Genomic DNA, 26,416 nt, shown 5'->3' with positions numbered 1-26,416 from the left:
AAGAGTTGCAGCGGCTAGTCCTTGTGAACGGAGACGCGGTTGCTTATCGAAATCGGAACGGCAGGAAAGCGTCCTGACGCTCATCACTTCCGCGAAGGCAAGGAAGCCTTCACCCAACGCCGCGCTGCGAGGTTCTCCGGTGCCTGAAACAAGGGAGAAACCCCTGATGTCCCCATCCCTCACGACGCAGGCATTTTCCTGTGTGCTTCCGCTGCGCTGGTCGGACCAGGACCTGAACGGGCATGTGAACAACGCGCGGATCGTCACGCTGATGGAAGAGGCCAGGGTGGCCTGGCTCAACCGAACCGCCGTGAAGGAGGGGGTAGCGAGCTTCACCAACCCCAAGGTCATTGCCTCCCTCACGGTGGAGTACCGCCGCCCTGTGCACTATGCCGACGAGCTCATCATGGATCTGCGGATCAGCCGGATCGGCACCCGGTCATTCACCATCACTTACCACGCCAGCCAGCGCGGCGACACGGCCTTCACCGGCAGCACCGTCGTGGTGCCGCTGAATCCGGCCACCTCAGCCTCCCGGGACCTGCTCCCGGACGAAGTGGACTACCTGTCCCGTTACCTTTCCACCGATGAACCGACCCGCACGACAACGGAGACCCGATGACCGACACAACCGACTTCCTCCTGCTGGAAGAATCACTCACCGATGAGCAGCGCGCCGTCCAGCTGCGCGTGCGGGAGTTCGCCAACGAGCAGGTGCGCCCCATCATCAACGACTACTGGGACCGTGCCGAATTCCCGTTTGAGCTCGTACCGAAGCTGGCCCGGCTCGGCGTTGTCGGCACCACCATCGAGGGCTATGGCTGCCCCGGCATGGACCGGCTCTCCTCTGCCCTGGTCTCGATGGAGATGTCCCGGGTCGACGGCAGCGTCAACACCTTCCTGAGCGTGCAGTCCGGCCTCACCATGGGCTCCATCAACCTGCTCGGCAGCGACGAACAGAAGCAGCGCTGGCTGCCCGCCATGGCCGCCCTGGACAAGATCGGGTCCTTCGCCCTCACCGAGCCCGGACACGGCTCGGACTCCGTGGGCCTGGAAACTTCCGCCCGCCGCGACGGCGACTCCTACATCCTGAACGGCAAGAAGCGCTGGATCGGCAATGCGAGCTTCGCCGACGTCGTCGTCATCTGGGCGCGCGATGAGGCGGATGGCAAGGTCAAGGGCTTTGTGCTGGAGAAGAACGAGGACGGCACCTACCCCGCCGGGTATCAGGCCGACGTCATTACCGGCAAGGTCGGCAAGCGGGCCATCCTGCAGCCGGATATCACCATCACCGATCTGCGCATTCCGGCCGAGAACGTGCTGGTGCAGTCCAAGGGCTTCCGGGACGTCAGCCGGGTGCTCATGGCCACCCGCGGCAACGCCTCCTGGGAGGCGCTGGGCCACGGGATGGCCGCCTACGAGGCCGCTTTGGCCTATTCCCTGCAGCGGGAACAGTTCGGCAAGCCTATTGCCGGGTTCCAGCTGGTCCAGAACAAGCTCGCCAACATGCTCACGGAGCTCACCGCCATGCAGTTGATCTGCTTCCGGATCACCAATCTGCAGGAGCAGGGAAAGCTGACCGGCCCCATGTCCTCGATGGCCAAGATGCATACCGCCAAGAAGGCCCGCTGGATCTGCTCCGAGGCCCGCGACATGCTTGGCGGCAACGGCCTGCTGCTGGAATACGATGTGGCCCGGCACATGACCGACATGGAGGTGGTCTACACCTATGAGGGCACTGACTCCATCCAGTCGCTCCTGATCGGCCGCGAAATCACCGGAATCAATGCACTCAAGGGTGACTAGTCCCCACACGTAAGTCCAGGCCAAAAAGGGAAGGGCCGGAGCTGCCAAAGCTCCGGCCCTTCCCTTTGTCTACGGCGGATCAGTAGCTGAAGAATCCCCTGCCGGTCTTGCGTCCAAGTTCACCGCGGGCCACCTTGTCCCGCAGGATCTGCGGCGGCGCGAACCGGTCCCCCAGGGTTTCCTGCAGATACTCGGCGATACCCAGCCGGACATCCAGCCCCACCATGTCGGTGGTCCGCAGCGGCCCCACCGGATGCTTGTAGCCCAGAACCATCGCCGCGTCGATATCCTCCGCCGAGGCCACGCCCTCCTCAACCATGCGCATGGCTTCGAGCGCAATGGCCACGCCAAGGCGGGAGGAGGCAAAGCCCGGAGCGTCATTGACGACGACGGCGGTTTTGCCCAGTGCCGTGATCCAGCTGCGGGCCGCTGCGGCCAGCTCGTCGGCGGTTGCGCTGCCCAAAACCACTTCCACCAGCTGCGAGGACGGCACGGGATTGAAGAAGTGCAGCCCGCAAAGCCGTTCCGGGCGGGATAACTCAGCTGCCAGCCGGTCCACGGAAAGGGAGGAGGTGTTGGTGGTCAGCCAGGCGTCGGCGCCAAGCTGGGCTTCAACGGCCTTCAGCGCGGTGGATTTCAGGTCGAAGTCCTCCGGGACGGCTTCCACCACGAGCCCGCAGCCGCCAAACGAGGCGTAGTCGATGGACACGGACAGCCGGGAGGCCAGCGCCTCCAGGGTTTCGGTGCTGCTGCCGCGCTCCACGCTCTTACCCAGCGCTGTTTCAACGCGCAACCGGGCCGATTCCGCTGATTCCTGATCGCGCTCGACCACCACCACGTGCGCGCCGGCAGTCAGGAAGGCGTGGGCTATTCCGGCGCCCATTCGGCCGCCGCCCAGGACCCCTACCCGGGCCGGGACACTCTGATCGGTACTCATGCTTTTTCCTTCTGATCGGTGGGCTGCCCTTCGGCAGCGGAGTTGGTTCCCGCTTTCCGGGCCGCACTGCGGTCCAGGAAGGCTTGCATACGGTCAAACTTGGCTTCGGATTCAAAGAGGATGCCCTGAGCCAGCGTGTCAATCAGCGGATGGGCGTCCCGGGGTGCGGCGAAAACGCTCTTGGTCAGGCGCACCGCCAGCGGATCCTGCGCCGCGATCCGGTCGGCCAGGGCATGGGCGGCCGGCAGCAGGGCCTCCGGCGCATGGATTTCCGTGATCAGCCGGGCGGCAAGGGCCTCTTCAGCCCCGAGGACCCGCCCGGCCAGGAGCATCTCCTTGGCCAGCGGCTCCCCCACCAGTTCCTTCAGCCGCCAGGTGGCACCGGCGGCGGCCAGGATGCCCAGCCCGGGTTCGGGCTGGCCGATCTTGAGCGCGGGCGTGGCCAGACGGAAGTCGGCAGCGTAGGCGAGCTCCGCGCCGCCGCCGAGGGCAAAGCCGTCCAGGGCGGCGACGACCGGCATCGGCAGCTTGGCGAGGCGGGCAAAAACCGTGGAGTTGATCCCCGCCAGCGCATCGTCCCGACGCCGCTCGCGCAGCTGCCCAATGTCGGCGCCGGACGCGAACACTCCCCGGCCGCCGGATTCGCAGCCGGTCAGGATCAGGATGCGCGGGTGCTGCTCCAGGACGGCGCAGAGGGCATGCAGGTCATCCACCATTGCCTGGTCGATCGCATTGCGCACCTGGGGCCGGTTCAGTTTCACCTCCACCCGGTCATCAGCTTCGGTCACCAGGACAGTGGTGAAGGCAGCGCCTGCGAACAGGTGTGTCTGCGACAAGGAGGTCTCGCTTTCGAGTATGGAGGGAGGACTGCGTCAGGACCGGCAGCCAGCCAGCCGCCGAAGTGGCCGCGCTTAGCGCAGGTACACGCGTCCGGGATCAATTTCATGGCGCAGCAGGTGCAGCTCCTGCTCCGTGGGGGCCGGCGTCACGCTCAGGCCGGGCAGGACCTTCAACGGCCAGCCGGTGGCGGCAATCACCTGTTCCACGGTGACGCCTTCATGGACGGAGGCCAGGCAGAGCTCGCCGTCGTCGTCGGCCTTCAGGACGCCGAGGTCGCTGATCACCGTAGTGACGCCGCGCCCCTGGGCAGGGACCAGCGGATCCATCCGGCGGGCGACGGCGGGTGAGGGACTGGTGCAGAAGTCCAGTTCCAGCACAAACGAGCTGGGGTCGTGGCGGCGCATCACCACGAACACCTCCGCTGAGTTGGCCATGACTTCGGCGGCTCCGCCGGAGCCGGGCAGCCGGACGTCCGGGGCATGCCAGTCGCCGATCACGCTGGAGTTCAGGCTGCCGTAGCGGTCAATCTGGGCTGCACCGAGGAAGCCCACGTCAATCCAGCCGCCCTGCAGCACGTATCCGAACAGCACGGGCATGGTCAGGATGGCTTCCGCGCCGGTGGCCAGGGAGGCATCGGCGATGGTTTCCGGAAGCTTGGGCGGATGGGCTCCGCAGACCCCTGACTCGTAGACCTGCTCGATGTCCGGGCTGGTGGACTTCTGCGCCAGCGCCACGGCGAGGGTGGGCAGGCCGATTCCGGCGAAGACCCGCCGGGTGCCCCGCAGCTGCCGGCAGCTGACGGCGGCCAGCAGTTCGCTGGAAGTGTAGGCGGCGGTGCCTGCGCCTGAGGCTGGCAGGGTGCCTGCGGGTGGCTGGGCCGTGAGGGGGTTCATCGCACGCTTCCGTAGTTGACCGGGGTGGACATGTGGGGCTCCGGCGTCAGCGGAACAAAAAAATCGGGGCCGAGCTTGGCCAGGTAGCCGGCATGGTCGCCCGTGTCATGGACCCATTCCTGCAGCCAGGCCTCCAGCCGGTCCGGGTCCTTGCTGATCGCAGACCAGGAGCGGTAGAAGGTGTTGTCGCGGTCGTAATACCCCTGCACAAAGGAGGGGTGGGCTCCGTACGGAACCTGGACGACTGCGTCCACGGCAAAGCCCGGGATCACGGTGCGGTTCGGATCCGAGCGGATCACCTCATCGGGCACGATCTCCTCGACCAGGGCGATGGTCCGCTTGGAGGCAAACGCGGCCTCCTGCTGGGGACCGAGAATCCCCCAGCTTTGGATGTTGCCGTGCCGGTCCGCGCGCTGTGCGTGGATGATCGCGACGTCGGGATTCAGTGCCGGAACCACATAGGTCTCCACCTCGGCATCGAACGGCGAGGCAACCTTGCGCAGGTTCGGGTTGACCCCGGGCAGGCCGCTGCCGGCGTAGGAACGCACCGGCATGAAGGGGATGGACATGGCCCCGGCCTGGTAGCGGGCAAGGAGCCCGTAGTGGCTGTACTCCTCCAGCTCCAGGGTGCCCGGCCCGCCGGCTTCCACCCCGCGCCGGATGGCGTAGAGCGACCCGACCGAGCTGTTGCCGGTGAAGGCAAACACCATCTTGGTTACGGCGCCCGCGCCCACGAGCTGATCGGCCACGATATCCGGGGTCATCCGCACCAAGGTCAGGTCCCTGCGCCCCTGCCGGATGATTTCATGTCCGGCCGCAAACGGAATCAGGTGGGTGAAACCTTCCAGCGCCACGGTGTCGCCGTCTTTGACAAACTCGGCGATGGCATCGTGAAGGGAATACTGCTTATCGGTCATAGCTGATCTGCCTCCGGAACATTCATTTGCCCCATACTGGCACCGGCGATCTATAGCGGTCCAATACCTAAAACTGCCTTGTGTGATAAGTAATTGAACTCAATAGTTTTTCGAAGGCAGGAAACGTCATGGAACTGCGGCACCTCATCGGCTTCGTCGCCACCGCCGAAGAGCTTCACTTCGGGCGGGCGGCAGCACGCCTGCATACCGCCCAGCCCGCCCTCAGCCAGCAAATCCGGCAGCTGGAAAAAGAGCTCGGGGTGCAGCTCTTCCACCGGAACACGCGCTCCGTGACGCTCAGCGACGCGGGCGCGGCGCTGCTGGGCCCGGCACGCCAGGTGCTGGCCGACGTCGAGATCGCCAAGCGTGCGGCAGTGCTGGGAAGTTCGGAGATCGTGGGGCGGGTGGTGGTCGGCTTCGCCGGAGCCAGCAGCCGGGCTGCCCTGCCGAAACTGGCCCGCGCCGTCCGGGCCGCCCAGCCGGGCATCGAACTTGTCCTGCAGGGGCAAACCTATGCCGGAGCCGCACTGTCCGAGGTCAGCGCGGGCAGCCTGGACATCGGCTTCGCCCGGATGCCGGTGCGGGATTCGGCGCTGGACACCCGGATCTACGAATATGAGGAGCTGGTGGCAGCACTCCCCTCCGACCATCCGCTCGCAGCCCAGGAAACCATCCGGGCCGCGGACCTCGCCGAGGAAGCCTTTGTGACCTTTCCCGGCACCCGCGGCTCCACGGTGCGGGATGCGCTGATCCAGGTGGCCCTCAATGCGGGCTTCACCCCGCGCATCATGCAGGAGGCACCGGATTCCTACACCATCCTGGGGTTGGTGGCAGCCGGCGTGGGCGTCACCATTACCATTTCCTCCGTCCAGCACATCAGCACACCCGGACTGGTGTACCGGAATTTCAGCGACGATATTCCTCCCATGGCGGCCGTCCTGGCCTGGCGGAAAGACAATGCCTCAGCCGCCGTCCAGGCGGTATTGAAGATTGCAGAAGAAGTGCTGCCCACACCGGACGTCATCAAAAGCAGCAGCCCGATGATGATTGAGTAGGATTCCCACCGACTGTTGGTCGGATTGGTTATTGGACGCTCTCACTAAGTACTGGCAGGGTAAATGGAGCATTTACGTGTGATCCAAAACACGCACCCCCCACAACTTGTCTCGGAGCTGCTGTGAGCACTGTACAAACACCCTCGGTTGACGCCGCAACGCGCAGCCGAATGGCGAAAAAGGCCGGCTTTGCCTCTTTCGCCGGAACCACCGTCGAGTGGTATGACTTCTATGCCTACGGAACGGCCTCGGCCCTGGTCTTCGGCCAGATTTTCTTCCCCGCGGAAGATGCCGCAGTGGGCACCCTGGCGGCGTTCGCCACCTTCTGGGTGGGTTTCCTGGCCCGCCCCCTCGGCGGCGTGGTCTTCGGCCATTTCGGTGACAAGTTCGGACGTAAGAAGGCACTGGTCACCACACTGCTGATGATGGGCGTCTGCACCACCGCCGTCGGCCTGCTGCCCACCTACCAGCAGATCGGGATGTGGGCCGCCGTGATCCTGGTGTTCCTGCGCCTCATCCAAGGCATCGCCATGGGCGGCGAGTGGGGCGGCGCCGTCGTCCTGGCCGCCGAACACGCGCCCAAGGGCAAGGGCATCATCTACGGCGCCTTCGCGCAGCAGGGTTCCCCCATGGGCAACCTGCTCTCCACCCTGGTGTGGCTGGCCGTGGCCCAGCTACCCGATGAGCAGTTCCTCAGCTGGGGCTGGCGCATTCCCTTCCTGCTCTCGGCGGTCCTCGTGCTGATCGGGCTGTTCATCCGGCTGAGCATCGAGGAATCCCCGGCCATGAAGCAGCTCATGGTGACCAAGACCGTCGCCAAGACGCCGTTCACAGAGGTGCTGCGCAAGTCCAAGGGCATCGTCGTCCTGGGAATCGGCGCCTGCATCATTGCCGTCTCGGCCACCTACTTCAAGGGCACGTTCGCCTTGGCCTGGGCCGTGGACAGTGGCCTCTTTGACCGGACCACGTTCCTGACCATCATCACGATTTCCCTGGTGGTCCAGTTCTGCGTCCAGCCCTTCGGCGCCGTCATTGCCTCCAAGATGGACCTGCGTAAGGCGGTGCTGCTGCTGCTGGTACCGGAGCTGCTCTTCCTGCCGCTGATGTTCGTCATGATCGGCACCGGCGACTACCTCCTTGCCGTGGTGGGCATGGCAGTGGCAACCATCCCGCACTCGATGTACTACGCGGCGCTGGCAGGGATCCTGGCCAAATCCTTCCCGCCAAATGTCAGGTATACCGGAATCTCGCTGAGCTACCAGCTCAGTTCCACCCTGTTTGCCGGCACCGCTCCAATGATGGGCCAGTACCTGCTCAACGTCAGCGGATCGATCTACGCCGTGGTGGCGCTCGCGCTGGTCCATGTGGGGCTGACCATCGGCTGCGTGCTCGGCCTGCTCGCCCGGGCCGCCAACCAGGGCTCCGCCTACGGCAGCATGGACAGCTTCAGCACCGATGAGGAAGCCCCGGCCGAGGCCCCGGCGGCCACAGTGCGGTCCTGATTTTCCTTTCCACATGCTAAAGGCTCCCGAATCCGATTCGGGAGCCTTTTTGTGTGCCTGCCTTAGACCTCCGTGGCCACCTTCCAGGAGGAGTGGATGGTGCCGTGGATGTAGTTGACCGCGCCGGCGTCGCCAATCACGTCGACGGCGGCAGCCCGAGCGCCGTCGTCGGCCGTCTTAGTGCTGCGCCAATATGGCGAGGAAGCAGCCGAAGGTGGCCAGGCCCAGGGCCGCGCCGGACAGTGCCTCGTGCCGGGTGTGTTCGCCGAGGGACACCCGGCTGAGGATCATCAGCGGCGACAGCATCCACAGCCACGCCCAGCCCGCCCCGTAGGTCGCCGTCGTCCAGAGCACGGCGAAGGTCAGCACCGACACATGGGCCGAGACATCGAGCCAGCGTCGGAAGAAGACCAGGGCCACGTTGCCGATCAGCAGTCCGGTCACCGTTTCCGGCACCGGTGCCGGTACGGGCAGCAGGAAGCAGACGACGACGGCGGCCAGCATCAGGGCGGCCACCAGCGCGGTCCGCCGGCTGTCCGGGATGCCGCGGCGTCGGAACGCCGCCTTGGTGCCCTTGTAGATCACGCCGGGCACGCCGACCACGCCGGCCAGCAGCACTGCCACTCCCACCGGCCCCAGCCCGGCCTCGATTCCGGCCAGAGTGACCAGGACCGCCAGCACCAGGGCCGGCGGCAGGAGCCTGGAATACCAGCGCGCGGCCGGGAACAGCTGGAGGCCGGGCCGGTGTTCTGCCGTCTTCACTTCACGCGCTCGAACTCGACGGCATAGACGTCGGTCCCCCGCTTTCGGTCCCGGAGGTTTCGGATCTGCCGGATGACAATGCATCCCACCAGGACCAGTGCCAGGTAACCGGCAACCGGGTACAGGACGTTGACGAGTTCCGCGAACGGCACCTGCGCCAACAGCACCGCTGCCACCGTGGCAATGAGGGCGAACAGCTTGGCCCGGTTGCTCTTGTCATTTGTCTCGATCCGGTTGATCGCCGTCCACAGCAGCGGAACGGCGGTGGTGTAAATGCCTGCGAAGAGGACCACCGAGAAGATGCTGCCCGCGCCGGAGAAAATCTGGTTGGCAACCCACAGCAAGGGGATCTGCTTGTCATACACGTCACCGATGTTGGCCAGCAGCCCGAAAGCCACCACGGCAACCGCCGCCACAAACGTCATGGCTCCGGCCAGTCCGGCGGTGACGGCTTCCCGGTCAGTGCGGACTCGTGTGCCCAGGCTTGCAAGGAACGGGACCAGCATCAGGATCCCCAGTCCCGGGTAGTTCAATCCGGACACGGCCCAGTTCGGGGCCGCCTGCAGAACGTCGATGGCGGGAAGGGTATCCGCTGATGCCGCGATCCCCTGCGGGCTCCTGGCGATACCGATGATGCCGACGACGAGGCACAGGACGACGATGACGGGACCGAGTTTGGACACAACGCCTACCAGGCCATTCAGCCCCATCATCACGGTCAGCAGCACTGCCACCGCCATCGCCAGGATTCCCACCTGACTGTTCCAGCCCAAGTGCTCGTTGAGGGCGGCACCGGCTCCGGAGAGCATGACCGCGAACAGGCAGAAGAAGAACAAGGGCGCAAAAACGCCGAAGAATTTGCCGATGTACTTTCCGCAGTAATACTCGAAGATCGCATTTCCGGATTTCAACCGGAGGTTGCGGCCATCGCGGAGAACCACCGCGGTGACGTAGGAATAAAGGCAAAAACTAATCACCAGGGCGCCGGCGGCACCGCCCGCCCCGAAGGACGCGAAGTACTGCAGGGCCTCCTGCCCTGTGGCGAAACCGGAGCCGATCAGGTAGGCGAGAATTGCCCCCATCATGGTGATGACCGTGCCGGCACGAACTCTCTTGGATGCTGTCTGAGTCATCCGTCCACATTATGACAACCGTCACGGTGCCCCACGTAGCTTCGGGCGTCACAGCATCCAGATTCGGCTGGTTTGTCTTTCACTCATTCTTCTGTTAATTGGAACGGTCTATTAACGGCTCATTGAAGGGGCGAAAATCGTTAAGGGTTTGTAACAAGACTTATGACTGCGGGAAACGCTCTTCCGGACCGCGGATCAAGAGCCCCGGATCAGGGCAGCAGCAGGGCTGCGGCAAAGGTCAGGCAGCCGGCGATATGTCCGGCCAGGACCTGTGTGGGGGTGTGGTCGCCGAGCTTCACGCGCGACCAGCCCGTGGCCGAGGCCAGCAGCAGGGCCAGCGCCGCGCCGACCGCCGGGATGGGCGCAAGCAGGGCCAGGCCGACGTAGGCGGCGACGGCCGAATGCACCGACAGCTTCCACACCAGGTTCGCCGCCAGGCACAGCATCATGCCGATGAAGACGCCGCCGATCTCACCGAACATCGCCGCAGGGGCGTCCAGCAGGACCAGGAGCAGCGCCCCGATACCCAGGGATACCGCGGAGGCGGCCAGGATCGGTGCCCGCTGGGTCCGTACGCCCACGTGGTGGTCGGTGACCCTGCCGCGCCTTTTCAGCACCAGGATCCCGGCAAACGGGAGCCCTACGGTGAACAGCGCCGCTGTGATGCCCTGCAGCCAGGTCACGCCCGGGGTGAGCAGCGGCTGGAGCAGCAACAGGATCCCCACGAGGACCGCCGGGGCGGTGGTTTCGGTGACGATCCGCGCCAGCCGGGTGGAGGCCGTGGAGGTGCGCGGTGCGGGGTGTTGCGGGGTTTCGGGCATCCGTCGATTCTACTGGGGTGGGATTGGCACCCTTGGGTCCATGCGCAAGGCCGTCGTTAAGGCTGGGAGACCTCCGCCGCGTCGACGGTAGATTCGCTTTCCCGGCCACAACGATTGGATTACGTAGATCCACGATTTGACGTTCATGGATTCGATAGTTTAACGTGGATGCAAGAACGACGAAAGGAAGTAACATGCGGACCCATCCCCATGGCACCTTGTTGACCCGGCCCCGCAGCCGGCGGGGCGTTCAAGGAATTTTCAGGATCTGACGAAGGAACACATTGCCAGCAGCACGCAAACTCCCCGACAACACAACGCTGCGCCAGCTCAGGGCGCAGGGCATGCGACTTATCGATATTGCGGAAAAATACGGCGTCACGGAAGCCGGTGTTTGGAAGGCCCTCGAACGTGCCGGGTTTACCGAAACACGTGCCACCTATAAGGACATTCTCCCGTGGGAGATCGCCGACGAGCATAAATCCACAGCCGTCATGGACCGCTTCAGAAGCATCACCAAGCAGAAGGCCGGCGGGGAACTCTCTGCTCATGAAGCCAAGCTTCTGGAGGACTGGCTGCAGGATCTGGCTGCCAGCGACGTTGTGGTGGCCTACCACAAGGATGCACCGCCAAACTCAGCTAGCCGGAAGGGCGGCTTCTACTATGTGCCCCGGACCGAGCAGGACGAGTGGATTATCCGGGAGCCGAAGAGTCCCGGGGCCTGACGCCGTGTTTAGGCACTGGGCGGACGTTTAGCCACTGCGGCAATCAACATTGAGGGCAGGGCGTCAGTTTATTCATCTCACTGACGCCCTGCCCTTACCTAATCCTCCGGCGGGGTCCAGTCGAGTGGTTCCAGAACGGTTTTGCGTGTGGTTTTTCGGGGCAGCCGGGTCGCCTTCTGCCATTCGGGGATGTCTGCCCGCTCGGGCTTATTCTCCGCTGCCGCCACCGCATCAATGAGGGGCTTACTGTGCACGGCGCAGAGGTCCGCAGTACCGGCGACTCCCCCGCCGTCGATGGTCCATGTGATGACCCCCGGCTTACTGCAGATGACACAGGTGACTTCTTCAGAACTCATGGTCAAATACTATCGGCGCCGCCGTCGTCGTTTAGTCGATCCCGTCCCGGATGATCGGGCAGGTCATGCGGTGCCCGCCGCCCGGCCGCGTTGGTCTGGGTGTTGCGGTCATAGGTGAACACGAAGCCCGGTTGCAATGCTTCCCTCTTGGCGTTCGGAGGCGTGGGTAGGCCACAACCAGCCGCAGCGACAATCTGCTTTTCAGTTAGCACCCAGAGTCATGTCGACGGAGACAACCTCGTCGTCCAGAGCGTAGGGGGCATCCTTACGTACGGGCCACGATGCCGAGGTACCCTCCTTGGTTTCCGTGTTCGCCGCCTGCACGCTGCCGTTAGTTAGCAGTATCCAAACGCCACGTTCGGTGGTGCCGAGCGGGGTTTCGACCTCCAGGCCAACCACGGTGCCTTCGGGGTGGTCGGCGGCTGCGGAGTCGAGCACGATGTAGCCCTCGCCGTCGCCCGGGAAGCCGCTCAGGACGGTTTCGATATCGGCGGAGTCCGCGTCGTCGGCGACCTGTACGGGGACGGACTCTTTTGCGCGGGCGGGGGTTTCAGATGCCGGGTCGTGAGGTTCTGTTGAAGGGGCAGGGGCTTCCGTGGTGGCAGCGGGTGCGGGTGCTGACGTCACGGGAGCCGTAGTCTCCTCGGTGGAGGTGTTTCCTATTGCGCTTCCAATGCCGCCAACGACGGCCAGAGCTGCAATCGCGATGATTACCTTCTTCTTGTTCAGTGCCACGTGGCCTACTCCCTCAAGAGGTCATAACATCGGCCTCTACGCCGTCGGTATACAAGAGTTGTTAGAGGACTTTTCAGCGCCGGGTCAGTGAGTGTGGCGGCGACAAGTTCGTGGACGGACATAGGCGGTCCGCTCCGGTGGTCGTGACCGCCCAGACTCCCGTCACCTCATCGCCCGCGGGCAGCTCGAATCGGGACCATGGGAAAGTCCGGATAGACCCGGGAGCCAGATGCCGTGCCTTCGGTAAAGGTGATCGGCAACTAGCCTTCTGCCCCGGCCCTCATCCGCCGAATCCATATTTCCATGCTAGGGCGGATCGACAGCTTATTAAAGGTCCCCGTTGGGGGGCGGGTGCATACCGCAGGACGCGGCATGCCCTCTGCTTAGAGCACTATCCAGCCCCGGGTCAGGGCGAGCACGCCTGCAACGGCTCCTGCCAAAGTGATGAGGAAGAGAACCAGCTCCCCTCCCCGGAAAACGCGCTGCCCTTGTTCACGGCGGGCAATCACGAACAGAACGGTGGCGGGGGCGTAGAAGATCATCGAAAGCAGCACCAGGGGCAGCCCGGCGGCATAGACCAGGAACACTGAATAAATGGTGGCAATGACGGCAATGGCGAGGTCGCCCCGTCGGATGCGGCTCGGGGCTCCTTCATACGTTTCCCCGCTCCAACCCAGCTTGAGGGCGTAGAGAGCCGCGAAAAGGAGGGAAAACAACGTCAGGACCGCGGTCATGTCCAGTGCGAAGTCGAAGGCGTCCCCGGAGAAGTAGGTGATGACCATTACCAGCTGGCTGAGCAGGGTGCTCAGCAGCAGGGCGTTGACCGGGACATCGTCATCACTGACCCGGGACAGGAACCGCGGCATGTCCTTCTCCGTGGCCGCCACGAACAGGACCTCCGCTGCCATCAGGCTCCAGGCCAGGTAGGCCCCCATCACCGAAATGACCAGGCCTGCGCTGACGAACACCACCCCCCAGGTCCCCACTCCCGCTTCCAGGACACCCGCCATGGATGGTTGGCGCAGCTCGGCGAGCTGTTCCATCGGCAGGACGCCGTAGGAAACGATCGTGACCGAGGCAAAGATGGCAAAGACGCTCAGAAATCCGAGGACGGTGGCCCGGCCAACGTCCTCCCGCCGTCGAGCATGGCGCGAATACACGCTGGCACCTTCGACACCGAGGAAAACGAAGACCGTCACCAGCATCGTGTTGCTGACCTGCTCGAACAGCGGCCCCGTATAGTCCGCACCGGTAAGGTTTCCCGCGAAGACGGCGGGGTCGAACAGGAAGACAGCAAACAGCACGAAGACCAGAATGGGAACAACCTTGGCGATCGTGACTATCCGGTTAATGGCCGTGGCCTCTTTGATGCCGCGCCTGATCAGGAAGAAGAATCCCCACAGCCCGGCCGAGGACAGCACGACGGCGAGGAGGGTGTCCCCTGCGCCCAACTGCGGAAACAAGACTCCCAGCGTGGACATGGTGAGCACCCAGTAGGTGACGTTTCCCACGCAGGCACTGGCCCAGTAACCCGCTGCGGAGAAAAACCCCACGTAGTTTCCGAAGCCGGCCTTGGCGTAGGCGAAGATCCCCGCATCAAGCGCCGGCTTGCGCATGGACAGCCGCTGGAACACGAAGGCCAGCATCAGCATGCCGGAACCCGCAATCAGCCAGGCGACCAGCGCACCCCACACCCCGGTTTCCTCGGCGAAGCGCTGGGGCAGGGAAAACACCCCGGCCCCGACCATGGACCCGATCACCACAGTGGTGAGGGTCAGCAGGGAGAGTTTGGCTGCTGGAGCCTTCTCTCCCGGAGCCGACGGATTAGACATGGTTCTTTCCAATCGGGCGTGGCGGCTGAGGCCACACCGGTTAGACAACAGTGGATGGGCCGCCCGCTCCCTGCAGGGGTTCCTTTGTCGTCAGCAGCCTTACCAATATTCTCTCAGAAGGAGCCGACGGGGTCCGAATCGGCGGCCAGCGCCCGGAGGCGGTTGCCGAAGGGGTCCTTGCAGTGGAAAGGCGTGTACCCGTCACAGGCGGTGCGTTCGCTGGAGTCCACGTCGAAACCGTGGCCGGGGCCGCGGTCAAATGCCAGCCGCGGCACGCCGCCGTCGTCGTCAGTCGAGTGGATCCCGAATGATCGGGCAGGTCATGCAGTGCCCGCCGCCGCGGCCGCGGCCCAGTTCGGCCCCGACGATCGGGATGACCTCGACGCCGGCGTTCCGCAGCGCCGCATTGGTCTGGGTGTTGCGGTCATAGGTGAACACCACGCCCGGCTCCAGCGCGACGGCGTTGTTCGCGCTGTCCCACTGCTGGCGTTCGGTTGCCTGGTAATCCCCCGCGGTCTCCACTAGGCGCAGCTTTTTGTAGCCCATGGATTCGGCAACCACGTCCACGAACCGGCGGTCCCGGTGGTCCCGGATCTCCATCCCGGGGGCCTTGTCCGAGGGGTGGATAGTGAAGGGGTGGATGCCGTCCACGATGGCCGGGTGGATGGTGGCCAGGTCCCGGTCCGCGAAGGTGAACACGGTGTCCAGGTGCATGGCGGCGCGCAGCTTGGGCATGCCGGCCACCACGATCCGCTCCGCCGCTTCGTCCTGGAACAAGGCCTGCGCGAGCTGGGTGATGGCCTGCCGGGAGGTCCGCTCCCCCATGCCGAGCAGCACGGTGCCGTTGCCCACCGGCATGACGTCGCCGCCCTCCAGATAGGCCTGGCTCCAGTCCTTTTCCGCGTCGCCCCACCAGATTTTCGCGCCAACGTAGTCCGGGTGGAAGAGGTAGATGGCTTGCATCAGCAGGGTCTCGTCGTGCCGGGCCGGCCAGTACAGCGGGTTCAGGGTCAGCCCGGAGCCGATCCAGCAGGTGGTGTCCCGGGTGTAGAGGGTGTTGGGCAGCGGCGGCAGCAGGTACTCCGGCCGGCCGGTGGATTCCCGGACCAGGGCGACATAGCCGCCGAGGTAGTCATCGGGAACGTCCGACGTCGTCAGCCCGCCGATGAGGTAGCGCGCCAGCTCGGCGCCGGTCAGCGAGTCCAGGAACGCCCGCGTGCCGGACACCAGTCCCAGCCCGACCCGGTTGGCGATGATCTTGCGGTCCAGCAGCCAGGTCCGTGCCTCGGGGATATCCATGGTCTGGCCCAAGAGATCGTGGAGTTCGACAACGTCGACGCCGCGGTCGGTCATTTGGGTGACGAAGTCGGCGTGGTCGCGCTGGGCGTTCTCCACCCACATCACGTCGTCGAACAGCAGGTCTTCCCTGTTGGTGGGGGTAAGCCGTTCGTGGGCCAGGCCCGGGGCGCAGACCAGGACCTTGCGGAGTTTACCGACCTCGGAGTGGACGCCGTAGGCGGCGGCGGTGCCTTGTGGGGCGGGAGGGACGGGGGAAGGCATGGGGAACTCCTTTATCAGCAGGCTTACCAGCATCCTTGCAGACGGAGGGGCGGGGGCCGAATCGGTGACGGATGCCGCCCTCGAGGTCAGGACAGGGGCGGCGTGCTTGTCGAAATTGCGCCACTGCCCCGTAGGAACATCAAGGCACGCAGACCGCGGCGCACGGATTCCTCTTAGAGCGTGGTCAGCGAGACGTTGGGACGGCGGGTACTGAAACCCTCTGGCGCGCAGATTCCGGCCGACGTCGAATAATCTCGGGATGCAATCCAGCTCACTCAGGAACGCCTCGAAAAGCCGCGGTTGATGGCCAATCGTCGGAGGTGCGCGTCATCTGGACAAGGTCGATCTCCCCCGACAAGTAAGGGCGAGGCGGCGACGGATTGTCAGACCCCTCGATATCATTGGAAGGTAGACCCGAGTACGACCAGCCCGCTTCGCAGCATTCAGGAGAACACCAGAATATGACACCCACGACTCGAGAAGGTCAGCGCGCCGAGCTGCACAAAACCATCTGGCGCATCGCGAACGACCTGAGGGGATCGGTCGATGGGTGGGACTTCAAGAGCTATGTCCTGGGCATGCTGTTCTACCGGTTCATCTCCGAGAACCTCACCGCATACATCAATGAAGGTGAACGAGCCGCGGGCAACCCCGGCTTCAACTATGCGGTCCTGCCAGACGAGCAGGCAGAGTTCGGCCGGGACGTCACTGTCCAGGACAAGGGCTTCTATATCCTGCCCTCGGAACTGTTCCAGAACGTTCGCAGGCACGCCGCCCGTGATGAGAATCTGAACGAAACGCTCGCCCAGGTCTTCAAGAACATTGAGGGCTCGGCTGTTGGCAGCGACAGTGAATACGACCTCAAGGGCCTTTTTGACGACTTGGATGTGAACAGTTCCAAGCTTGGCAATACGGTCGCCAAGCGCAACGAGAAGCTCGTGAAGCTCCTGGACGCCATCGGGGATCTGCCGCTGGGGAACTTCGAGGATCACTCGATTGACCTGTTTGGTGACGCGTACGAGTATCTGATGCAGATGTATGCCTCCAGTGCCGGGAAGTCCGGGGGCGAGTACTACACCCCGCAGGAAGTCTCGGAGCTGCTGGCCCGCATCACCGTGGTGGGCAAGAAGTCAGTGAATAAGGTCTATGACCCTGCTGTGGGGTCGGGTTCCCTGCTGCTGAAGTTCGACAAGATTCTAGGCAAGGGAAACGTCCGCTTAGGCTTCTACGGCCAGGAAATCAACCTGACCACCTACAACCTCGCCCGGATCAACATGTTCCTGCACGACGTGAACTACGAGAAGTTCAACCTCGCCCACGGCGACACCCTCCTGGATCCTGCGCACTGGGACGATGAACCGTTTGAAGCGATCGTCTCCAACCCGCCCTACTCCACCCGTTGGGAAGGGGACGCGAACCCGCTTCTGATCAATGACCCCCGCTTCGCGCCCGCGGGGGTGTTGGCTCCGAAGTCCAAGGCCGATCTGGCATTCACCATGCACATCCTTTCCTGGCTGGCCGTGAACGGCACTGCGGCGATCGTTGAGTTCCCCGGTGTGCTTTACCGGGGTGGGGCGGAGGCGAAGATCCGCAAATACCTGATCGATAACAACTACGTCGACGCCGTGATCCAGCTGCCGCCGGACCTGTTCTTCGGCACAACTATCGCCACCTGTATCATCGTGCTCAAGAAATCCAAGAACGACAACGCCGTCCTGTTCATCGACGCCTCTGCTGAGTTCACCCGTGGCGGGAACAAGAACAAACTCACCGTTCCGCACCAGCAGAAGATCCTGGACGCCTTCACCGCCCGGGAGGATGCCGAGCACTTCGCCAGGCTCGTACCTAACGCGGATATCGCCTCTAACGCGTATAACATTGCTGTCTCGTCCTACGTCGAGGCCGAAGACACCCGCGAGGTTATCGACATCACCGAGCTGAACGCCGAAATCAAACGCATCGTCGCCCGCCAGCAGGAACTCCGCATCTCCATCGACGCAATCGTCGCTGATCTCGAAGGCACGAAATGAGCCGCATTGATGACCTGATCAAGGAGGTGTGCCCAGACGGTGTCCCGAGGCGTGAATTAGGGGTCATCGGAACCATTACTCGTGGAAAACGATTCGTCAAAGCAGACATGCGCGAGACCGGCGTTCCTTGTATCCATTACGGTGAGATTTACACCAAGTACGGAACCTCGGCTACTGAGGCCTTCTCACACCTCGAACCTACCCAAGCTAATCGTCTTCGACATGCTGAACATGGCGATGTCATAATTGCCTCTGCCGGCGAAACTATCGAAGATATTGGCAAAGCGGTTGCTTGGTTGGGTAACGAGCGTGTCGTCATCCATGATGCATGCTATGCGTTTCGAAGTGATCTTGATCCCAAATTTTCTGCGTACTATTTCCAGACGGACAATTTTCGCAACCAAATCCGGCGGAACATATCGTCATCAAAGATCTCAGCGATCTCTACTCAAAATCTAGCACGCGCGGTTATGCCGGTTCCGCCGCTTAGGGTGCAGCAGGAGATCGTGCGAATACTGGACGAGTTCACCCAGTTGGAAACGGAACTGAAGGCGGAATTGGAAGCGGAACTGGAAGCCCGCCGCCAACAATATGAGCATCACCGCACCGCACTCCTTGAAAGCAGCGGGGCGGCACCTCACTCGCAGTTGCAGGACCTAGTCGACATGCGCTCTGGCCGCTTCATTGCTGCGGCAGAGATCTCGTCGACAGCAGATCCGCTACATCCTTATCCCTGCTATGGAGGTAATGGATTGCGCGGGTATGTGGCGTTATGTAATCAAATAGGCCAAAAAGTGCTCATTGGGCGGCAGGGAGCGCTTTCCGGAAACGTTCATCGGGTAAGTGGCGAGTTCTATGCAACCGAACATGCGATCGTCGTTACTCCCCGCGAAAAGGTGGAAATAGATATCGATTGGGCTTTCCATATGCTCACTGCTATGAACCTCAATCAATATGTTTCGCAAGGCGCGCAGCCTGGTCTTGCAGTCGGCACTCTCAAAACTCTTACTGTTCCCCTGCCGCCATTAAATGAACAGAAGCACGTCGCTTCGACATTAGACAAATTGGACGCCCTCGTGAACGACCTCGGTTACGGTCTGCCAGCCGAGATTACAGCCCGCCGCAAGCAATACGAGTACTACCGCGACCGTTTGCTGACCTTCAAAGAAGCAGCCGCATGAGCGAGCCGGCACCGCGTAAGTACGCCCCGATTGCGGTCTCGAATGAGAGCACGGTTGTTGCCGAGTACGTTCCGGATGCGAAGGCTGAAAGCTCGTACCAGTCCGAGTCGGATCTGGAACGCGAACTCATCCGGTTGCTGCAGTCGCAGGCGTATGAGTATTTGCCCGTCACCTCCGAGGCACAGCTCACCGCCAACCTGCGCGCACAGCTGGAGACGCTGAATCACATCACCTTCTCTGATAGTGAGTGGGAGCAGTTCTTCTCCGAGCGTCTCGCTGGGGCGAACGAAGGCATCGTTGAGAAGACGGTGCGCATCCAGGAGGATCATGTTCAGCTGCTGACTCGCGACGACGGCTCGGTCAAGAACATCCTCCTGCTTGACAAACTGAACGTTCATAACAACCGGCTGCAGGTCATAAACCAGTACGAGACGGCTCAGGGCGCAGGCGGCGGGAACTACGCCAACCGGTATGACGTGACTGTCTTGGTCAACGGACTCCCCATGGTGCACATCGAGCTTAAACGCCGGGGCGTGGACATCCGTGAGGCCTTCAACCAGATCGACCGGTACCAGCGCGACAGCTTCTGGGCAGGCTCCGGACTCTTCCAGTACGTGCAGCTGTTCGTCATCTCAAATGGCACTCTGACGAAGTACTACTCCAACACCACCCGCCGCCAGCACATCAACGAGCTGACCGGCAAGAAGCGCGCCCGGAAAACATCCAATTCCTTCGAATTTACGTCCTGGTGGGCCGACGCACAAAACAAACCCATCCAAGACCTGACGGCCTTTGCGAAGACGTTCTTCGCAAAGCACACCCTGCTCAACATCCTGACCAAGTACTGCGTGCTCACCGCGGATCACATGCTCCTGGTCATGCGCCCGTACCAAATTGTCGGGACCGAGCGGATCCTGCAGAAGATCAAGATCTCCACCAATTACAAGCAGCTCGGCACGACGGCGGCCGGCGGGTATGTCTGGCACACCACGGGATCGGGCAAAACGCTGACATCGTTCAAGGCAGCCCAGCTGGCATCAAAGATGCCGTCGGTGGACAAGGTGCTGTTCGTCGTCGACCGCAAGGACCTCGATTACCAGACGATGCGGGAGTATGACCGGTTCGAGAAGGGCGCAGCGAACTCGAATACCTCCACAGCTGTGCTGAAGAAGCAGCTCGAGGACTCTGGCGCACGAATCATCATTACGACAATCCAGAAACTCTCCACCTTCATCAACGCCAACAAGGGTCACGCCATCTATGGCGGCCACGTGGTCATCATTTTCGATGAGTGCCACCGATCCCAGTTCGGTGACATGCACACCGCTATCACCAAGGCTTTCAAGCGCTACAACCTCTTCGGCTTCACGGGAACACCGATCTTCGCCGAGAACGCCGGCAGCGGCGGGAACCCGCGGTTGAGGACCACCGAGCAGGCATTCGGCGAGAAGCTCCACACTTACACGATCGTGGATGCCATTACAGACAAGAATGTCCTGCCATTCCGTATCGACTACGTGAACACGGTCAAGGTCGGGAACGTGGTCGACAAGCAGGTTTCCGCAATCGACACGGAGAAGGCGCTGCTCGCGCCCGAGCGGGTCCGCAAGATCGTAGAATACACGCTTGAACACTTCGACCAGAAGACGAAGCGCGCCGAGGCTTACACCCTGGGCGAGAAGCGGGTTCGCGGGTTCAACGCCCTCTTCGCTACTGCTTCAATTCCGGCGGCCCGAAAATACTACCAGGAGTTTCAGGCCCAGCAGAAGGATCTTCCGTCAGACCGGAAGCTGAAGGTTGGCCTGATTTATTCGTACGGCGCCAACGACGCCGTTGAAGACGGTGCGCTCGACGAGGAAGCGTTCGATACCGGTGCGCTCAGCAACGATGCCCGGTCTTTCCTGGAAGACGCCATCGCGGACTACAATGCGATGTTCGGGACCTCATTCGATACCAGTGCCGACCGGTTCCAGAACTACTACAAGGACCTGTCGCTGCGGCTGAAGCAGCGGGAGATCGACGTCGTTATTGTCGTGAACATGTTCCTCACGGGCTTCGACGCGACGACGATGAACACGCTCTTCGTAGATAAGAACCTTCGCGCCCACGGCCTGATTCAGGCCTTTTCTCGGACCAACCGCATCCTCAACTCCGTGAAAACCTACGGCAACATTGTCTCCTTCCGGGATCTGGAAGAGCAGACGAACGACGCCATCGCCCTCTTCGGCAACAAGGACGCCCGTGGCGTCGTACTGCTGAAGCCGTATCTGGACTACTACACCGAGTATCAGGAGAAGGTGGACGAGCTCCTCACCGCCTACCCGCTCGGGACGCCGATTGTCGGGGAATCCACACAGAAGGAATTCATCGCTCTGTTCGGCACAGTCCTGCGCCTGCAGAACATCCTGACTTCCTTCGACGAGTTCGCCGGTAACGAAATCCTGACCGACAGGCAGGGGCAGGACTACCGCAGCGTGTACCTGGACTTGTACGCGGAGTTCCGCAAGGAAAAAACTGCAGACAAGGAACAGATCAACGATGACATCGTCTTCGAAATCGAGCTGATCAAACAGGTTGAGATCAACGTCGACTACATCCTCATGCTCGTCCAGAAGTACCGCGAACAGCGCGGCGATGGCGAGGACAAGGAGATCCGGGCCGAGATCACCCGTGCTGTCGATGCCAGTCCGACCCTGCGCAACAAGAAGGACCTGGTCGAAGCCTTCATTGACCGTGTTTCGATTACCGGGGAAATCGATGAAGAGTGGCGGGCTTTCATCGAGGAGCGCCGCGAAAGTGAGCTCGAGAAGATCATCGAGGCGGAGAACCTGCGCCCGGATGCCACCCGCCTGTTCGTAGGGCGTGCCTTCAGCGACGGGAGCATTCGGGTGGCTGGGCCGGCTATCACCAGGGTGTTGCCTCCGGTGTCACGCTTCAGCCCCACCGGAGGGCTCGGCGAGAAGAAGCAGCGGGTGCTCGAGAGGCTCAGCGAGTACTTCGATCGGTTCTTTGGGCTTAGCTCGGCCAGAAGCGAGTAGCCATGGCGTCGCCCGTGTCCACGGATTGAAGGAGCCCGGCGGTAGTACCGCCGGGCTCCTCTCGCACTAACTGGTTCCGATCGCGGAAACCCAAAGCGCTACGGGGTCTTACGGCTCCCGTCCTACTCGACTCGCAAGGCACCCTCGCCTACGGCGTCAACCACTAAACCCCGAAGTTCCTCGGCCAAGTTGGACGCACGACGGATTTGATCCCGGATGCCGTCAATGCGTGCCACATATTCTTCGATGCTCTTTTGTTCCTCCAAGGTCACCACAGGAACTTCGAAGTCACGAAGATTGGGCCGCTGAACGGTGGTCCCCCGCAGGAAACGCGAGTTGTACCCACTCGCCAGACACACTGCCAAGTACTCCGGCAGGTACGAGCCATCAATAACCCTGATGATTTGGACTTGTGTGCTTGGGACAGCACCGCCATCCGCGAGCACCCTGACCCGAATGGCCTCCCCGGCCATCCACACTGCTACATCGCCCGCTTTGGTTAGCTGTTGATTCGTTTCGGCCCAGGAATCCGCATATTTCTGCCCCGCTGTGTAGCCACTGAGCACCGCAGGGGTAAGCACAGGGATAGTGCCTACGTCCTGTTGCGCACTCGAGGGAAGCGCCCTGGTACGAACGAGTTTGACGGATCGGTTGGATACAAGCTCTCCGACCTTCACCCGAGAACCATCTCGCTCCGCAAGAGATACATGTGGCAGTGGCCCCACGACCGACAACGAGGCAACTGCAGCTTCGACGTCGCGCAATTTCTCCTCGAGTGTTCCCTGGCTGGGAAGTAAGCTCTCAGCCAACCAACGAGACGGAAGCAAATTGGCGCCATCCATGAGAACGTCCAGGCTAGAAACTGCGCGTGCTCGAGGGATGCCAACGGACAATTCGTGCCCGTTCCGGAATTCCCTAACCGTCTCGCTAACCCAGTCCAGTGAGCCGGGATCGCGGTGCTCGACTGACGATGCGTCAATCAGCAGGACGCGGCTCGTTTCCGCCCCCGCCTTTGGCTTGTGCAAAGCCCAGAGCGCCGGAGCGCCTGACCTTCCTGGGTACGAGCCACGGGGCAAGAGGACTACTGCCTCAACCGCAGAACTCTTCAGGAGCTCGGTACGTATCATCTGACCAGCACCTGATGAGAGGTCCGCTTCCGGCAACGCCACAACAGCCCTCCCAGCATCGTTCAGGCGTGCTATCGCGTGCTGAAGCCAGCCAAAGTCGTAGTTCATCGTCGGTGTCCCAAAAACCCAACGCGGGTCACCAACAATGCTGCCCTGATCGCTGATGCGCACGTTGAAAGGGGGGTCAATAAAGACCCTGTCTGCGCGCAGTGAGCTGGCGGGGTCATGATGTAGGGAGTCTCCATGCCGCAGATCCAGGGGCAGCCCTGCGATGAGCGCGCAAAGGGCCGCAGCTCGAAGCTGATTCATATCGATCTCAACTCCGATGCACGTCGCGTCCGGACATATCCGCGCTGCTTGAAGCAGGAAACCTCCCGTCCCGCAGGCGGCATCCAAGACAGTATTCTCGGCATCTATGTCCAGCAGGGCCGTAGCCAAGGAACGAAGACCTGGATCGGTGCGCGCTACCAGGTCTTGGGACCCTGTGCGATCGAGCATGTCGTCCAGGGCATTTTCTAGCTCTCTCGCACTCCCCGGAACAGTCACAACCGAATTTAGAAGAAGCACGAAGAAAGAAGCTGTGTTGTCTGCAATGGCTAGACCACGCCGCCAGCCGAAGTTGCCCGCCCAAGCGGAACATCCTCATGGTAGTGAGGTCACCCCCTTGAGCGCCGGGTCTAGGTGTGCGCGATCCGAAGAGCAGCTATATGAATGATCTACAAGGAAACGGTGCCTCCTAGCAATGGCGGGACCGGAACAGGTAGCCCAGGCGTATAGCAAGAATCCGCAGTTCGTCTCGGCGGGGCGAATTGATGGCCGACGGTGGCGACAACCGACAGCAGAATCGTTCCATCCCGGAGATCAGCATGGTACTGGTTGCCCCACTTGTTACGGCTTGTCCAGTGCACGCCGAACATGGGTTGCAATCGCGTGCGCAAGACCAACGGGTACCGCATTGCCGATTTGCCTAGCTATCTCTATCTTGGTTCCACACCATTCGAACGTCTCGGGGAAGTCCTGTAGAAGCGCCGCCTCAAGATGAGTAATCGGTCGATTCACACGATGGTTTCCAGCCTCGTCCCATTGCGGATGCAGGTAGGAACCCTTCTCAGGCTTGAAAAACTCAGTGCGAATCGTGTGGGAAGGCAAATCCCATCGCATCCTTCCCATGACATCGGTAGTGCCCGTGGTCTTCTCCCTCCAGCACCGAGGCAACAAGTCACGTGGGACATCAAACCGACCCCCACCTGGTGGTACATAGTCGTACCGCTGGAGGGACAGATCCGTAGGGTTTCTACCAATATGAAGATCCTTGGCTTTAAAAGGTCCCGGGATCTGCACTCCGAAGTATTCGGTCTGACTTTCAGGAAGCATAGTTGTCACCGGCTTTTCGGGGAGCCCCCAGATTCTTTCCTTTGTTCCCACCCACGGCAGTAGGTCAGACCCCTCACCAGGATTTCGTGTATGGGTGGGGGTCGGAAGGTCAATCTTCCCTACGCGCGAACCGATAACTATCGTCCTAATTCGGCGCTGCGCAACGCCATAGTCAGCCGCATTCAAATGGCCATAGGACAGTTCATAGTCTTGCAAGCTACCCGATTCAACTTCAGTCAAAAGTAGTTGAAACTCTGACGACTTCATAAACCGGTCTACATTTTCAAGGACAAACACCTTGGGTGATGATGCCTGTACAACGCGAACATACTGTTTCCAAAGCTGGTTTCTGGGGTCGTCAATGTCTTTTGACCCTAGATTCGAGAACCCCTGACACGGAGGACCGCCTATGACCAGGTCCGCTTTAGGTATATCTTCTGTTTTCAGATCGGCGATGTCCCCGTAGAACGTGTGGCTCTCTCCAAAATTAGCGGCGTAGGTCGCAGCGGCCCAGAGATTGAACTCTACGGCCAGCGCCGGCTTGAAGCCGGCTTCTGTGAACCCCTGCGTCATGCCGCCACAGCCAGCGAACAGGTCAATCATCGTATGCATGTAACCATGCTAGGTCCATGAGGTGACATTTTCGGCATCCATGCCGCCATCCGGAGACACTGCCAGTAGGTCCCGCGTTGGGTACAACACGCCAACCACAGTTCACATGAGATTGATTACACATTTTAGTGTGCCGCCATGGAAAACAAGCAATCATTTTCAGTTGCCAGCGCAGTTGCGCGGGTCGCCAATTTCCCGTGCCCAAGTACCTCAACCACCTCTGGTGACACCGGGGCAACCTCACAAACAGCTGACAACACGGCCCGCGAGTCTCCTCTTCTCGGGTTCCAATCTCTCACGTAACTCTGGCTTCACCAGAATGCCAGCGTCTTCGCAAGGTCAGAATACGGTCTCACCCGCCCTTGCTCAGTTACCTCTTCCCAAGCATCCTTCTGATCCCGGGTCAGAAAACCGGCTTCTGCGATAGCTCCGTCCAAGGCATCGTATGCGACATGGTAGACGGCATCTACTTCGCCAGTTCCTCTGGCAATCGCTGCCAGGCGAGTAGGCAACGGTTCCGCAGTAACCGTAACCAGGTGCGGGAGTCGCTCCCTCCGATGCCTGATCATTTGATTGTTTTCATGACGAATATTCTGAACTCGGTCGCTTCGAATCGTCCATTTGCATGAGACCGCAGCATGCAGAAAACGCGGTTCCCATTCGTGCCTGGCAGGAAGGCTTACAGTCACGTCCGGCTTTATTAGATAATCGGTCCCCAAAGTCGTTCTGAGCTCGGCGTACTGAGTTACCAGCTGGTCTACCTTCTCCAAGTGCTTATATTGTAAGAAATCCGAGATCTTTTCTGAGCCAGTGCCGAACATCCAGGTACGGCTCGGGTCGAGTTTCGGCAAGTCATATTCCAGAGAAGCTGCCACTGCCTTTTCGAGGGGGCGGCCAGTGCCGAGACCAATCACGGCGCTATGAGACGAGGCAATGAGGTTGTCGATTACGAGTTCGGACAGCTGACATGAAGGTGAGTTGTCCGAATCTGCAATATTTACTACCCTTCTCCCGCCCCTCAGGGTTTTCCACCCAATTAGTGCACTTGCAAATGGCGCATTTCCATCAGTGCCGTCGTAAGGTCCCGTTCCAACATCCCAAAGCGTCATCTGATAATAATCCTGTTCCTCGAAGAACAAATGAGAGGTCAACGTGAATGCAACGGCCAAGCGCTTTTATG

Annotated in this window: 22 protein-coding genes and 1 pseudogene; 8 read left to right on the top strand and 15 right to left on the bottom strand. The window is 61.6% G+C overall.

Annotated elements, in window-relative coordinates; all coding sequences use genetic code 11:
- The first annotated feature begins 166 nt into the window (after nucleotides 1-166).
- Together GD627_RS12050 and GD627_RS12045 are read left to right on the top strand one after the other, a co-directional pair.
- Nucleotides 167-622 (top strand): acyl-CoA thioesterase, encoded by a 456-nt coding sequence (locus GD627_RS12050; protein ID WP_152272709.1) that lies wholly within the window; start codon nucleotides 167-169, stop codon nucleotides 620-622.
- Nucleotides 619-1,806 carry an acyl-CoA dehydrogenase family protein gene (locus GD627_RS12045; protein WP_152272708.1) on the top strand — a complete coding sequence of 396 codons (1,188 nt, stop codon included), beginning with the start codon at nucleotides 619-621 and terminating at the stop codon, nucleotides 1,804-1,806. The genes GD627_RS12050 and GD627_RS12045 overlap by 4 nt, the downstream gene beginning before the upstream one ends.
- A gap of 79 nt (nucleotides 1,807-1,885) precedes the next feature.
- Here GD627_RS12045 and GD627_RS12040 read toward each other — a convergent pair whose 3' ends face one another.
- From GD627_RS12040 to GD627_RS12025, 4 genes are all read right to left on the bottom strand, one after another.
- On the bottom strand, nucleotides 1,886-2,743 hold the full coding sequence (locus tag GD627_RS12040; RefSeq protein WP_152272707.1) for a 3-hydroxyacyl-CoA dehydrogenase family protein: 858 nt from the start codon (nucleotides 2,741-2,743) through the stop codon (nucleotides 1,886-1,888).
- A complete protein-coding gene (locus GD627_RS12035) occupies nucleotides 2,740-3,579 on the bottom strand; it encodes an enoyl-CoA hydratase/isomerase family protein (RefSeq protein WP_246165474.1) in 840 nt (279 codons plus the stop codon). Before GD627_RS12035 ends, GD627_RS12040 begins: the two co-directional genes overlap by 4 nt.
- Nucleotides 3,580-3,654: 75 nt before the next feature.
- On the bottom strand, nucleotides 3,655-4,476 hold the full coding sequence (locus tag GD627_RS12030; protein WP_152272706.1) for a CoA-transferase subunit beta: 822 nt from the start codon (nucleotides 4,474-4,476) through the stop codon (nucleotides 3,655-3,657).
- Nucleotides 4,473-5,393 (bottom strand): CoA transferase subunit A, encoded by a 921-nt coding sequence (locus tag GD627_RS12025; protein ID WP_152272705.1) that lies wholly within the window; start codon nucleotides 5,391-5,393, stop codon nucleotides 4,473-4,475. Before GD627_RS12025 ends, GD627_RS12030 begins: the two co-directional genes overlap by 4 nt.
- A 128-nt stretch (nucleotides 5,394-5,521) precedes the next feature.
- On the opposite strand from GD627_RS12025, the gene GD627_RS12020 reads away from it, so the two are divergent.
- Nucleotides 5,522-6,448 (top strand): LysR family transcriptional regulator, encoded by a 927-nt coding sequence (locus GD627_RS12020; RefSeq protein ID WP_146362757.1) that lies wholly within the window; start codon nucleotides 5,522-5,524, stop codon nucleotides 6,446-6,448.
- Between the two features lie 122 nt (nucleotides 6,449-6,570).
- On the top strand, nucleotides 6,571-7,950 hold the full coding sequence (locus GD627_RS12015) for an MFS transporter (RefSeq protein ID WP_246165473.1): 1,380 nt from the start codon (nucleotides 6,571-6,573) through the stop codon (nucleotides 7,948-7,950).
- Between the two features lie 177 nt (nucleotides 7,951-8,127).
- On the opposite strand, the gene GD627_RS12010 is transcribed toward GD627_RS12015, so the two are convergent.
- From GD627_RS12010 to GD627_RS12000, 3 genes are all read right to left on the bottom strand, one after another.
- Entirely contained in the window at nucleotides 8,128-8,712 is a 585-nt protein-coding gene (locus GD627_RS12010; RefSeq protein WP_152272704.1) for a hypothetical protein, read from the bottom strand.
- A complete protein-coding gene (locus GD627_RS12005) occupies nucleotides 8,709-9,845 on the bottom strand; it encodes a YkvI family membrane protein (protein ID WP_152272703.1) in 1,137 nt (378 codons plus the stop codon). The genes GD627_RS12010 and GD627_RS12005 overlap by 4 nt, the downstream gene beginning before the upstream one ends.
- Before the next feature lie 209 nt (nucleotides 9,846-10,054).
- Nucleotides 10,055-10,666 carry a phosphatase PAP2 family protein gene (locus tag GD627_RS12000; protein WP_152272702.1) on the bottom strand — a complete coding sequence of 204 codons (612 nt, stop codon included), beginning with the start codon at nucleotides 10,664-10,666 and terminating at the stop codon, nucleotides 10,055-10,057.
- Between the two features lie 284 nt (nucleotides 10,667-10,950).
- On the opposite strand from GD627_RS12000, the gene GD627_RS11995 reads away from it, so the two are divergent.
- A complete protein-coding gene (locus GD627_RS11995; RefSeq protein ID WP_152272701.1) occupies nucleotides 10,951-11,391 on the top strand; it encodes a hypothetical protein in 441 nt (146 codons plus the stop codon).
- A gap of 98 nt (nucleotides 11,392-11,489) precedes the next feature.
- On the opposite strand, the gene GD627_RS11990 is transcribed toward GD627_RS11995, so the two are convergent.
- From GD627_RS11990 to GD627_RS11975, 4 genes are all read right to left on the bottom strand, one after another.
- Nucleotides 11,490-11,747 carry a hypothetical protein gene (locus tag GD627_RS11990; protein ID WP_152272700.1) on the bottom strand — a complete coding sequence of 86 codons (258 nt, stop codon included), beginning with the start codon at nucleotides 11,745-11,747 and terminating at the stop codon, nucleotides 11,490-11,492.
- Nucleotides 11,748-11,948: 201 nt separating this feature from the next.
- The gene (locus tag GD627_RS11985; RefSeq protein ID WP_152272699.1) at nucleotides 11,949-12,482 is read right to left on the bottom strand and encodes a hypothetical protein; all 534 of its coding nucleotides are present in this window, start codon (nucleotides 12,480-12,482) and stop codon (nucleotides 11,949-11,951) included.
- A 383-nt stretch (nucleotides 12,483-12,865) separates the two neighbouring features.
- Complete coding sequence (locus tag GD627_RS11980; protein WP_152272698.1) at nucleotides 12,866-14,314, bottom strand: basic amino acid/polyamine antiporter; 1,449 nt, start codon at nucleotides 14,312-14,314, stop codon at nucleotides 12,866-12,868.
- A 288-nt stretch (nucleotides 14,315-14,602) separates the two neighbouring features.
- Entirely contained in the window at nucleotides 14,603-15,874 is a 1,272-nt protein-coding gene (locus tag GD627_RS11975; RefSeq protein ID WP_152272697.1) for an arginine deiminase, read from the bottom strand.
- A 461-nt stretch (nucleotides 15,875-16,335) separates the two neighbouring features.
- On the opposite strand from GD627_RS11975, the gene GD627_RS11970 reads away from it, so the two are divergent.
- The 3 genes from GD627_RS11970 to GD627_RS11960 are packed head-to-tail and all read left to right on the top strand — an operon-like array spanning nucleotide 16,336 to nucleotide 22,123.
- Entirely contained in the window at nucleotides 16,336-17,904 is a 1,569-nt protein-coding gene (locus GD627_RS11970; RefSeq protein ID WP_152272696.1) for a type I restriction-modification system subunit M, read from the top strand.
- The gene (locus tag GD627_RS11965; protein ID WP_152272695.1) at nucleotides 17,901-19,085 is read left to right on the top strand and encodes a restriction endonuclease subunit S; all 1,185 of its coding nucleotides are present in this window, start codon (nucleotides 17,901-17,903) and stop codon (nucleotides 19,083-19,085) included. The genes GD627_RS11970 and GD627_RS11965 overlap by 4 nt, the downstream gene beginning before the upstream one ends.
- Entirely contained in the window at nucleotides 19,082-22,123 is a 3,042-nt protein-coding gene (locus tag GD627_RS11960; protein WP_152272694.1) for a type I restriction endonuclease subunit R, read from the top strand. The genes GD627_RS11965 and GD627_RS11960 overlap by 4 nt, the downstream gene beginning before the upstream one ends.
- A gap of 122 nt (nucleotides 22,124-22,245) precedes the next feature.
- Here the strand turns inward: GD627_RS11960 and GD627_RS16975 are convergent, their stop codons facing one another.
- From GD627_RS16975 to GD627_RS11945, 4 genes and pseudogenes are all read right to left on the bottom strand, one after another.
- A complete protein-coding gene (locus tag GD627_RS16975; RefSeq protein ID WP_246165472.1) occupies nucleotides 22,246-22,704 on the bottom strand; it encodes a restriction endonuclease subunit S domain-containing protein in 459 nt (152 codons plus the stop codon).
- A gap of 432 nt (nucleotides 22,705-23,136) precedes the next feature.
- Nucleotides 23,137-23,748: pseudogene (locus tag GD627_RS17045) on the bottom strand (HsdM family class I SAM-dependent methyltransferase); the annotation flags it as partial.
- 390 nt (nucleotides 23,749-24,138) lie between these two features.
- Nucleotides 24,139-25,236: a DNA cytosine methyltransferase gene (locus GD627_RS11950; RefSeq protein ID WP_152272692.1), complete on the bottom strand. Its 1,098-nt coding sequence runs from the start codon at nucleotides 25,234-25,236 to the stop codon at nucleotides 24,139-24,141.
- A 311-nt stretch (nucleotides 25,237-25,547) separates the two neighbouring features.
- Nucleotides 25,548-26,405 (bottom strand): NgoMIV family type II restriction endonuclease, encoded by an 858-nt coding sequence (locus GD627_RS11945; RefSeq protein WP_210250500.1) that lies wholly within the window; start codon nucleotides 26,403-26,405, stop codon nucleotides 25,548-25,550.
- Nucleotides 26,406-26,416 lie beyond the last annotated feature (11 nt).

Source organism: Arthrobacter yangruifuii (assembly GCF_009192775.1).
GTDB classification, from domain to species: Bacteria; Actinomycetota; Actinomycetes; order Actinomycetales; family Micrococcaceae; genus Arthrobacter_B; species Arthrobacter_B yangruifuii.
The sequence above is the reverse complement of the archived record's forward strand: the minus strand, read 5'-3'. Positions and strand labels throughout refer to the sequence as shown.

Coding starts and splice junctions, on each gene's coding strand:
- GD627_RS12050 (WP_152272709.1), top strand. CDS start 167: ATGTCCCCATCCCTCACGACGCAGGCATTTTCCTGTGTGCTTCCGCTG.
- GD627_RS12045 (WP_152272708.1), top strand. CDS start 619: ATGACCGACACAACCGACTTCCTCCTGCTGGAAGAATCACTCACCGAT.
- GD627_RS12040 (WP_152272707.1), bottom strand. CDS start 2,743: ATGAGTACCGATCAGAGTGTCCCGGCCCGGGTAGGGGTCCTGGGCGGC.
- GD627_RS12030 (WP_152272706.1), bottom strand. CDS start 4,476: ATGAACCCCCTCACGGCCCAGCCACCCGCAGGCACCCTGCCAGCCTCA.
- GD627_RS12025 (WP_152272705.1), bottom strand. CDS start 5,393: ATGACCGATAAGCAGTATTCCCTTCACGATGCCATCGCCGAGTTTGTC.
- GD627_RS12020 (WP_146362757.1), top strand. CDS start 5,522: ATGGAACTGCGGCACCTCATCGGCTTCGTCGCCACCGCCGAAGAGCTT.
- GD627_RS12005 (WP_152272703.1), bottom strand. CDS start 9,845: ATGACTCAGACAGCATCCAAGAGAGTTCGTGCCGGCACGGTCATCACC.
- GD627_RS12000 (WP_152272702.1), bottom strand. CDS start 10,666: ATGCCCGAAACCCCGCAACACCCCGCACCGCGCACCTCCACGGCCTCC.
- GD627_RS11990 (WP_152272700.1), bottom strand. CDS start 11,747: ATGAGTTCTGAAGAAGTCACCTGTGTCATCTGCAGTAAGCCGGGGGTC.
- GD627_RS11980 (WP_152272698.1), bottom strand. CDS start 14,314: ATGTCTAATCCGTCGGCTCCGGGAGAGAAGGCTCCAGCAGCCAAACTC.
- GD627_RS11975 (WP_152272697.1), bottom strand. CDS start 15,874: ATGCCTTCCCCCGTCCCTCCCGCCCCACAAGGCACCGCCGCCGCCTAC.
- GD627_RS11970 (WP_152272696.1), top strand. CDS start 16,336: ATGACACCCACGACTCGAGAAGGTCAGCGCGCCGAGCTGCACAAAACC.
- GD627_RS11965 (WP_152272695.1), top strand. CDS start 17,901: ATGAGCCGCATTGATGACCTGATCAAGGAGGTGTGCCCAGACGGTGTC.
- GD627_RS11960 (WP_152272694.1), top strand. CDS start 19,082: ATGAGCGAGCCGGCACCGCGTAAGTACGCCCCGATTGCGGTCTCGAAT.
- GD627_RS11950 (WP_152272692.1), bottom strand. CDS start 25,236: ATGCATACGATGATTGACCTGTTCGCTGGCTGTGGCGGCATGACGCAG.